8 protein-coding genes and 1 pseudogene are annotated in these 9,840 nt (G+C 67.2%); 4 read left to right on the top strand and 5 right to left on the bottom strand.

The annotated features are described in order from the left end of the window. Positions 1–35: 35 nt before the first annotated feature. Complete coding sequence (locus ACZ4SW_RS13765; protein ID WP_445416372.1) at positions 36–680, bottom strand: DsbA family oxidoreductase; 645 nt, start codon at positions 678–680, stop codon at positions 36–38. 500 nt (positions 681–1,180) lie between these two features. Between ACZ4SW_RS13765 and ACZ4SW_RS13770 the strand changes: the two genes are divergently transcribed. The 3 genes and pseudogenes from ACZ4SW_RS13770 (at position 1,181) to ACZ4SW_RS13780 (ending at position 3,070) form a co-directional block, all read left to right on the top strand. Continuing rightward, on the top strand, positions 1,181–1,666 hold the full coding sequence (locus tag ACZ4SW_RS13770) for a MarR family winged helix-turn-helix transcriptional regulator (RefSeq protein WP_468241977.1): 486 nt from the start codon (positions 1,181–1,183) through the stop codon (positions 1,664–1,666). A 422-nt stretch (positions 1,667–2,088) separates the two neighbouring features. Continuing rightward, positions 2,089–2,261: pseudogene (locus ACZ4SW_RS13775) on the top strand (peptide-methionine (S)-S-oxide reductase); the annotation flags it as partial. 188 nt (positions 2,262–2,449) lie between these two features. Next, on the top strand, positions 2,450–3,070 hold the full coding sequence (locus ACZ4SW_RS13780; protein ID WP_468241979.1) for a CGNR zinc finger domain-containing protein: 621 nt from the start codon (positions 2,450–2,452) through the stop codon (positions 3,068–3,070). Between the two features lie 136 nt (positions 3,071–3,206). On the opposite strand, the gene ACZ4SW_RS13785 is transcribed toward ACZ4SW_RS13780, so the two are convergent. The 3 genes from ACZ4SW_RS13785 to ACZ4SW_RS13795 all read right to left on the bottom strand — a co-directional run bounded on the left by ACZ4SW_RS13785 (position 3,207) and on the right by ACZ4SW_RS13795 (position 7,917). After that, on the bottom strand, positions 3,207–3,815 hold the full coding sequence (locus tag ACZ4SW_RS13785; RefSeq protein WP_468241981.1) for a TetR/AcrR family transcriptional regulator: 609 nt from the start codon (positions 3,813–3,815) through the stop codon (positions 3,207–3,209). Positions 3,816–4,023: 208 nt separating this feature from the next. Further along, entirely contained in the window at positions 4,024–6,408 is a 2,385-nt protein-coding gene (locus ACZ4SW_RS13790) for a SpoIIE family protein phosphatase (protein WP_468241983.1), read from the bottom strand. 459 nt (positions 6,409–6,867) lie between these two features. Continuing rightward, the gene (locus tag ACZ4SW_RS13795; protein WP_468241985.1) at positions 6,868–7,917 is read right to left on the bottom strand and encodes an LLM class flavin-dependent oxidoreductase; all 1,050 of its coding nucleotides are present in this window, start codon (positions 7,915–7,917) and stop codon (positions 6,868–6,870) included. A 550-nt stretch (positions 7,918–8,467) separates the two neighbouring features. On the opposite strand from ACZ4SW_RS13795, the gene ACZ4SW_RS13800 reads away from it, so the two are divergent. Continuing rightward, positions 8,468–9,163, top strand: coding sequence for a type 1 glutamine amidotransferase domain-containing protein (locus ACZ4SW_RS13800; protein ID WP_468241987.1), 696 nt, complete (start codon positions 8,468–8,470; stop codon positions 9,161–9,163). Between the two features lie 57 nt (positions 9,164–9,220). On the opposite strand, the gene ACZ4SW_RS13805 is transcribed toward ACZ4SW_RS13800, so the two are convergent. Next, on the bottom strand, positions 9,221–9,840 hold a 620-nt coding region (locus ACZ4SW_RS13805; RefSeq protein WP_468241989.1), incomplete at its 5' end, for an IS5 family transposase.

Here is a 9,840-nt window from a genome sequence, read left to right on the forward strand (position 1 = left end):
GCTCGCGCCGCAGGAGGGCATGCCTGTGGGTGGTGTCAGGCCGCCGTCTGCTCGGTCCAGGCCTGTTCGAGTGCTCGAGTGAACGTCTCCACGGACTGAACGCCGCTGATCCCATAGCGCCGGTTCAGTACGAAGAAGGGGACGCCGCTCGCTCCGATTTCAGAGGCGAGATGCTCATCGGCCCGCACCTGAGCGGCGTGGGCCTCCGGATCGTCGAGCACCCGCAGTGCCTCCTGTGCGCCCAGCCCGGCTTCGATGGCCACATCCAGCAGGGTCTGCCGGTCGTAGATCGAACGCTCCTCCGCGAAGTTCACCCGGAAGACGAGGTCCAGCAGTCGGTCCTGGACGCCGCGGGTCCGGGCGAAGTGGATCAAGCGGTGGACGTCGAAGGTGTTGCCGAACACGCGCCCTCCGATGCGGAAGTCCAGTCCCACGGACGCTGCCATGGACGCGGCCTGTTCCTCCCTGGCGACCTGCTGCTCGCGGGTCCGCCCGTACTGGGCCGCGACTGCGTCGATGATCGGCACGTCGCCGTTCTGGGCCTGCGGGTTGAGTTCGTAGGACCGGTGGACCACCTCCACCTGATCGCGTTGTGCGAAGGCGGCGAGCCCTCGGTTGAAGCGCGCTCGTCCGACATAGCACCACGGGCAGGCGATGTCGGCCCAGATCTCGACCTTCAATAGCGGTGTCTCCTGTGTGAGCCGCCCCGGGCGGAACCCTCGGTGCGGCGACGGGGGCGTCCGCCCGCCGCGGTGCGGATGGCGGCGCCGATGATGTGGTCGAACCTAATAGACGACCGGTCGACAACGATAAACGCCGAACGTCTCGGACGTCCACTGACTGGGCGACGGGGAATCGCCTGGTGTGCGAGATGTCAGGCGGAAGATGACAACGCAGTGCGATTGACGAGGAAGTCCATTCCATGTCGCAGACCATCGGTTCGGCTGCCACCGCACCCGTCGACTTCTGGTTCGACCAGGTGTGCCCAGGTGGTGACCGTCACGTGGAGCTCGACCGGTCGTCTATCTCTCCAGGTGGGTGACCAAGGAGTGTGTCAACGCGCCGATCTCCGTGGGTTCCGGTGTCCGGGCGCGCCCTGCGGCGGCGCGGGGCCCTCGGAGTCGTGTGCACCCGGCTGACCCCTCGCAGGCGACTGCCTTCCCGCAACTAGACTGTGCCCATGCCGAAGCCGACGACGATCAAACCTCTCAGCCGCGAGGAGGAGGCTTTCCTGCGCGCTCTCGGCAGGGTGATCGCGCAAGTGCCCCGCATCGTCGACGCCGACATGCTCAAGGAGCAGTCGATCACCAGCGGCGAGTACACGGTCCTGGTCCACCTGTCGGAAGCGCCCGGCAACCAGCTGCGGATGAGTGAACTGGCCCACGCCTGCGGGCTCTCGCTGAGCGGCATGACCAGAGTGGTCAACCGCCTCGAGAAGCAGTCCCTCGTGTTGCGTAAGCGGTGTCCTGAGGACGGGCGGGCCTGGCTCGCGGTCCTCACCGGTTCCGGCTGGGAACAGCTCGAGCAGGCCTGGCCCACGAACCTTGCGAGTGTGCGGCGTCACATCTTCTCCCGTCTCGAAGAATGCGACATCCCCGCGGCCACCCAGGTGCTTGAGCGCATAGCCCCCGGCCAGGTCATGTCCGCAACGTCAGGGGAGTCGTAACCACTGGCAGGCGATGTGATGCAAGTCCGGAACTGGAGGCCGCGTTCTCGTAGCGGATGGCCAGGGTCTTGTCCGTGCTTGAGTCGAGTCGATCGGCGCTCCGTACGTTGCCTCGCCGATGGTCGTCCGGTTCGGCCGACAACGGCTCCCGCCGCGTCCTGGATCGGTCGGGACGTCCGGCGGTCCCGGGCTGTTCGCGGTGGCGGCCGGCACACACCTGAAGCGCCAGCGCGCTGAATGCGCTGGGCGTCGAGATGAAATGGTCGCCGTCGCCCGCGGTACAGCGCAGTCGCGACCTCACTGGCGGCTGGGCCGGCGGGTCAGATCCGAGAGGACGGACGCAAAGTCCCCCCTTGATAGGTGACGAAGCTGTCCGCATGACGAGGGAGACCTGACTCGTCGAACCGCAAGGGTGATGCTCCATGACCGCCGTCCACGAAAAGGCGCTGCTGGCAGGCGGCTGCTTCCGGGGCATGCAGGAGCTGATCCGTTCGCTTCCTGGTGTCGTGTCGACCCGCGTCGGTTACAGCGGCGACGATGACATGCCGCGCCCACATACCGTGACCGCGGAAGGCATGCCGAGTCGATCGAGATGCCAGGTCGCTGACGATGCGCAGGCCGTCGCTGTCGAGGACGACCGCACCGCGCGGACAGGGATCGCGCATCCCGCCGCAAGGCCGGGGATCGGCATCCGGTGCCTCCTTGGGTGGTCGGCGCCGCAGGCTCGCGTCCCGCCGCCGGCCGGGAGTCCGAGCCGCGGCGCGGCGCCTTGGGATGTGAGTGATGCTGCTTGCCGTGGTGTTCGTCACCCGTCAGAATGGTGACATGGTGCATACCTTCAAGTGCGGGGCTCCGGTACTGGATTTCGTGGGCACGCTGCGTGCGCGACGGAACGCGGTGCCCACCGAGATGCTCACCTCGACAGAGAGTCTCGAGGCCTGGTTCCGTGAGTCGGGCGTCGTCGACGAGGACACGCGGTGCGAGCCGTCCGATCTGCGGCAGGCAATTGCTCTTCGTGAGGCGATCTATCTGCTGATCGTGGCCACGCTGCAGGGAGAGCGCTATGACGCCGATGCGTTGGCGCTGGTCAACGACACCGCCCGGATGCCGTCCGCTGTTCCACGGCTCGTCCGACGGGGGAGCCGCCAGGTCGAGGGCTCGCCGCGGCAGGCGTTGTCGTCGGTCGCCCGGCAGGCCGTGGAGCTGCTCGGCGGGCCGGAGGCCACGCTGCTGAAGGAATGCAGCAGGGACGAGTGCACGCAGGTGTATCTCGACCGGTCGCACGGCGGTCGCCGTGAGTGGTGTGCCATGGATCCCTGCGGCAACAGGATCAAGGCGGCCGCTTATCGAGCGCGCAAGCGGAACGAGGCGCGGACGGCGTCGCCGGTGCGGCCGGGCAGGTAGAGCGGGCGACCGGCCGGCCTCTCGGCGGTGAGCCGGCGGTTTGTCCGCGGGGCGTGGCATTACAGGTTGCCGTCTCTGCCCGCGGATGGGCCTGTGGTGAAGTTGGTGCTCGTTCGCGAGGCCTGCGGGAGGGGGGTCAGGTCCGGGCGGGTGCGTGGGCGCCGAGCAGGGCCAGGCAGTTGGTCCACAGGGTGGCCAGTGGTGAGGTGGTGTTGTAGAGCTTGGCGAACAGTACCTGGCCCTCGAGCTGGGCGACGATCGACTGGGCGGCTGTGCGTGTGTCCTGCACGGAGACCTCGCCGCGCTCGCGGGCCTCGATGATGACGCTGTCGACCATCTGTGCCTGGGTTTCGAAGATCTGCTGGAGCCGTTCGCGTATGGCTTCCGTCTGGTTGCTCATCTCCAGGGAGAGGTTGCCGAACAGGCAGCCCGAGATCACTCCGCAGCTCTCCTGGCCGGCCTGCTGGGCGGCCTGCGTGGCTTCGAAAAGCTGCCGCAGCCGCTCGAGGGGCTCGGCATCGCTGTCCAGGATCCGGGTCCACGCACGGTGCTCCGCCGCCCAGTGCTCCTCGATCACCGCAAGAGCAAGGGCTTCCTTGGACTCGAAGAAATAGTAGAAACTGCCCTTCGGCACCCCCGCCGTCTTGCAGATCTCGGCCACGCCCAGAGCGGAGTAGCCGCGCTGCTCGATCAGCGAGTGTGCAGCGGTGAGGATCTTTTCCTTCGCGTCACTTGTCCGGCCCATGCTCACAGTATACGACCGACCGACTATGACGGGTAGGTGTCAGCCTGCTCCTTCTCGCTCTCCGGCCGACGTTCGGGAACGGGCATGACCACGACATTCGGGTTCCGCTCTCCCGGTGCGCCCTTCCCTCGCGAATGTCGCTGAGGCCACACTGTGTCGGCAGGGATGACAGGTGGAAGGGTGTCTGGCCGGTGCCCCGGCGCTCGATTCAGTCGGGGGTGATGGGCAAGTTCAGCGACACCGTCTTGCCCAGCCCGTTGGGGGAGCTGTTCCACATCTCGGCCAGAGCCTCGACGATGAGCAGACCGCGGCCGTGTTCCGCTTCCGCGTTGGTCTCCTCGGCCAGTGACAGGGGTGAGGGAACCGGGGGATGGGTGTCCGAATCGCGTACCTCGAGGCGGATGTGATCCGTGAACGCCCGCAGACGCACGTCGACATCGCTGCCGGCATGCACGAGCGCATTGGTCACGGTTTCGGAGACGATCAGCTCCATCGCCTCCGACATGGTGTCCAGCCCCCACGAAGCCAGGCGGTCGTGGACGAACGTGCGTGCCTCCCTGACCCCGCGCAGGTCGTGACGCTGAATGTGCAGACTTCCCACCCGGGGTTCTTCCTGGCCCCTCGTCCCTTCGTGCAGGGCGAGAAGCAGGACGGCGTCGTCGCGCCGCTGCCACGGGGCGGACACTTCGGAGATGACCGCGTCCGCCAACCGCTCGAGATCGACGGGCGATCCCTGGTCTTGCGAGCCCAGCAGCGCCCGGCCGAGGGCCTCGGCGTCGGCCGTGTCCCAGCCGACGAGACCGTTGGTGTACAGCATCAGCAGCGCACCGGACTCCAGGGTGTGCTCCCTTCCCTGATAGGCGCCTGCCGGGCACACGCCCAGGGGGACGTTGGCCGGGGCCTCCAGGACGCCGATCTTTCCGTCGGGCCCGCGTACCAGGGGCGGAGGATGGCCGGCCAGGGCCACCTCCGCAGTGCCGTCCACGGTGTCCAGTGACACGACGCAGCAGGTCACCGTCAGGTCGGTGCGCAGTCTCTGGAGGAGTCGGCCGGTCCGCTCGATCACCGCGGCGGGGCGGTGCCCCTCGGTGGCGTACGAGGCCGTCGCGGTGCGTACTTGCCCCATCAGGGCGGCGCTCTCCATGGCGTGACCTTCGACGTCACCGACGATCAGTACCGCGCGGTCGTCCGCCAGCGTGATCACGTCGTACCAGTCCCCTCCGACCGTGGACGTGGACGTGGACGTGGCCGGCAGGTAGCGGGCTGTGGTGAGAAGGCGCGGCAGATCGGGCAGCACGGGCGGCAGAAGAGTCCTCTGGAGGCATTCGGCGACGGCACGCTGCCGCGCGCTCAGCTCGACGCGGTCCACCGCTGACCCGAGCAGTCCCGCCATCATGCCGAGCAGGGCTCTTTCCTCGGGCGGGAAACCGCGAGGAGCGTCGAAGGTCAGACAGCACACGCCGACGACGTGCCGTTGACGTGCGACAGGCACATCGATGAGCTGGTCGTCGCCCGTCAGCGGGATGTAGACCTCCGTGTGCGGTTGGCCCTCGCGGCCGTCGCCGAGCAGCGACAGGCCTTCGGACACGAACAGCGGACGTCCTCGAAACGCCTCGGTGGCCGGTGTGCGGTCGTTCATCCGGAGGCCATGGAGGCCACGGACGAGGTCCGAGGAGGCCCCGCAGTGTCCCAGCACCCACAAGCGGCCCTCGGCCACCGAGGCCAGAACCAATGCCTGTGCGCGTAGCGGCGTCATGACGCAGTACTCGGCCGCCGTGACGATGTCCTCCATGGCCGTGGCTCGGTTGAGCAGGTCGGCCAGACGCCGCAGGGGGTACATCATGCTTGTCCCACCGGAGCCCGGCACGCCCTGCACTCCCCAGCCAGGTGTGCACGCGCTGGTGTCGATGTCGGCTTCCGGAGGGATCAGCATGGGCATCGGACCTGCGGCCACCGTGACACCGTTCTTGACGAGCGCGGCGAGATCCCGTGCGAGATCGTTGCCGACCTCCTCGAGCTGTCCGCGCTCGGCGGCCGAGAAGGCGCCGCAGTCCTCCGCGCGTAGCACGGTCAGGGCCCCGAAGCGCTGGTCCGCGGCGGTTACCGGAGCGGACAGCGCCGCGTACGGATAGGGCTGGGCGTGTTCCTGGTCCGGGCCGGAGGGATTCGGATCGATGAGAACGGCCGTGGTGCCCGACTGTACGGCGCGGGCCGTGGCACGGGGCGCGTCCAGCCTCATCTTTCCGGCGAAGGTGAACAGCGACGGCGGACTTCCGCCGGCCAGGGCCAGTCGGAGTTCGCCGTGGTGCTCGTCGAGCAGATAGACCGCCGCCGTGGCGGCGTGCAGCCGGTGCATGGCTTCCCGGACGGCGCTGTGGAGCACCTTCGCGAGATCCGCACCGTTGATCACAGGGCCGTCGACGTGCTGTCGGCCTGTCACTGGTTCGGTGTCGGCCACGAGACGACTCCCTCCAGCGCGAAGACGTGGGTGTCGGGGAGCACCTTCCATACCTGGCGCATTCGGGCGATATTCATTATTTTTCGTTTGTCCGGTGTCGCGCCATTCCTGCTGGTCGGAGCCGTGCTTACCCACCGGACGGACGGCGGTGCCGAACCGAGCATGGGCGCGGCGAGGGAGGACGACGTGGGGCGCAGCGGTCGGGGGAGCCGCCTATGAGCACCAGCGGACGTTTGTGGCCGGGCGGTGCGCACGACTGCGTGCGGTAACCTGCCGGCCTGCACCCAGATGGTCATGTGCCGCGGTCGTTCAGGTCGTAACCAACGAGGGAGACGCTCCGGTGCAGGAGCCATGCCCGAGGATGACCTCGGCCAGATCGCCGGAGGGCGTCGACCGCGTGGCGAAGCGCTGGAACGCCCGGACGGGATCGTCGCAGCTCAGGACCTCGGTGCCGGAGGGCAGCCGGATGTGATGACAAACGGCGACGCCGACGAGCGCCGGACGTGGAGTCGGACTCGCGGAGGCGCCGAATGACGTGGTGGTGACTCCGGGGACTCGGGGACGCCACCGAAGGCGTCGAGACCCAGCGCGAGTTCAGAAAGCGGCGGGTTCCTTTTCGAGTAGTTCCCGCACACGGGGGGCGACTTCGCGGCCCAGCAATTCGATCGTGCGGGCGCGGGCCCGGCGAGGCAGGTGCATGATGTCGTACTTGAGGTCGAAGCGGCTCAAGCTCAGCTCATGGGCCGTCCTGGCGATCTTTCTGGCCACGGTTTCCGGGGATCCGATGAACAGCGCCCCGCTATGGATCTCCTCCGCGTAACGCCTGGGGGTGGGCTTGGGGAAGCCACGTTCCTCGGCTAGTTGGTTCATCACCGGTTCCCAGTACTGCCACCAGGTCTCGGCTGCCTCCTCGTCCGTGTCGGCGACAAGGCCGAGGGAGTGCTGGCCGACCGGTTTCGGCTGGTGGCCGAACTGCTCGAGCGCCCGGTGGTAGAGATCGATGTGACCGGCGAAGCGCTGGGGACGTCCGCCGATGACGGCCAGCATCAAGGGCAGGCCGTGACGGGCGGCTCGGACGACGGAGTCGGGGTTGCCCCCCACACCGATCCACGTGGGGATGCCACCGTCCCGCATCATGGGACGGAGCTTCTGGTCGCTGAGCGGTGTCCGGACTGTGCCGGACCATGTCACCGCCTCGTCTTGCTGCAGACGCAAGAAGAGGTCGAGCTTCTCCTCGAAGAGCCGCTCATAGTCGGCAAGGTCGTATCCGAAAAGCGAGAAGGACTCCGTGGAGGAGGCACGCCCCAGTACGACCTGGGCCCGGCCGTTCGACACGGCGTCCAGGGTGGAGAAGTCGTGGTACAGGCGCACGGGATCGTTGGTGCTCAGGACGGTTACCGACGTGCCGAGGCGGATCCGCTCGGTGACCGATGCGATGGCCGAGAGCAGCACAGGGGTGGCGCTGTCGACGTGTCCTGCCCGGTAATGCTCGCCGATGCTGAACACGTCGATTCCCGAGGCTTCGGCCAGTTTGGCCTCCTCGACCAGCAGCCGTACGGTCTCGGCGTCGCTGAGGACACGACGGTCGTCCGTAGCGACCTCGCCGAACGAGTCGAGCCCGATTTCGAAGGCACCGGCCTTCATGGTCTCCTCCTCATGGAGCGCGGACTGACGGCCGCGGAAAGTATGCTTGACTGGTCAAGTATCTGCAGACTTTAGTTGACATGTCAACTACTGTTGGCGTGGTGGACTCTGCCCGGCCCGCGGTCGCGCCGAGTGACCGCAGGTTCGCGGGAGCGGAACCCAGCGGTGCGGTGTGGTCTTCTGTCAGTGAAAGGCGGGCGTCGACGCGTAGGAAACGGATCACGGGGCGCCGGTTTCATGGAGGATGCCAAGGCGAACGTCGTCACGTCGCGTCCGCGTCCTGGCAGTGATCGCTGCGTCGCCGTCATTGCTCGTTCGTGCCGCGACGCCGTCACCCGCCTCGCCGATCACACAACCACCGCAGGATCAGGGGGAATTGAGCAGTCGATCCGGATCAGGGTGGCCGCATGCCGTTGCTGACTTGCCGGGCTGTGGTGCCGGGCGTCCAATGGGGGAGAAGCTCGCGCATGCCTGGCCGAGTATGTGTCCGAGCCGTTCCATCCACCTCCACCATGTTCGGGCAGCTCAGGGGGCTAGGAGGTCAGGTGCCATGGCTACAGTCCTCTTCATAGTGAGCGGAGCGACGTACTGGGTGCTCAAGGACGGCACCAGGTATGCGACGGGTTACTGGGCCGAAGAGTTCGCCATGCCGTACAAGAAGATCACGGACGCCGGGCATGACGTCGCGGTCGCGACACCCGGTGGTGCGATCCCAAACGTCGACATGATGAGTCTTCGGCCTTCGATGGCGGGTGGTGAGGAAGGCGCCCTCGAGTCGGAAGAAATCATTCGTTCCGCCGAGGTGATGCGGCGGCCGCTCAAGCTGTCGGATGTCCGCCTCGAGGACTACAACGCGGTGTACCTCCCTGGTGGGCACGGTCCGATGTCCGACTTGGCGTTCGACGCCGACATCGGCCGGCTGCTGACGGCACAGCTGGCCTCGGGCAAGCCCCTCGCCATCGTGTGCCACGCCCCAGCCGCGATGCTGGCCACCAGGATCCACGGTGAATCTCCCTTCAAGGGCTTCCGGGTCACGTGCTTCACCGACGAGGAGGAAGAGGCCGTGGGACTTGCCTCCAGGGCACCGTGGCTGCTGGAGACGGAGCTGAAGGACAAGATCGGTGTCGACTTCAGCCGCGGCCCCATCTGGCAGCCGTACATGGTGGAGGACCGCAACCTCATCACCGGGCAGAACCCCCACTCGGCCGCGATCCTCGCCGACCGATTGCTTGAACTCCTGAAATGACCGTCCAGGGGCGTCTGTAAGTGAGCGTTTGGTTCTCGGTTGTCTGTTTCATTTGGCTTAGCTGTCACGCCAGTTGGTGGTGGCTTCGTGGGTGAGGCGGCGGGTCATGAGGTTGATGGCGGCGAGCTGGATCATGGCGGCTGATCGGTGTGGGTGGGTTTCGTAGTCGCGGGCCAGGCGGCGGTGGTGCATGAGCCAGCCGAGGGTGCGTTCGATGACCCAGCGGCGGGGTTGGACGTGGAAGCCGCGGGTGGTGGGGTCGCGTCGGACGATTTCGAGGTCGATGCCGAGGTGGGCTGCGTGTTCGACGGCTTTGGTCTTGTAGCCGTTGTCGGCCCAGGCTTTGGTGATGGTGGGGTGGCGTGCGGCGACGTGGGCGAGGAGCTGGGTGCCGGCGGCGGAGTCGTGGATGCTGGCGGCGGTGACGGTGACGGCCAGGAGCAGGCCGAGGGTGTCGGTGATGATGTGCCGCTTGCGGCCGATGATTTTCTTGGCCGGGTCGACACCTTGGCTGGTCAGGGGGACGGTGGCAGAGGTTTTGATGCTCTGGCTGTCGATCAGGCAGGCGCTGGGCTCGCTGGCGCGGCCTTCGGACTGGCGGACTTTGCCGCGTAACAGGCCGGTGAGTTGCTCGAAGATGCCGTCGGCTTCCCAGTGGGCGAAGTAGCCGTAGACGG

It is taken from the genome of Streptomyces sp. NPDC028331, assembly GCF_055565775.1.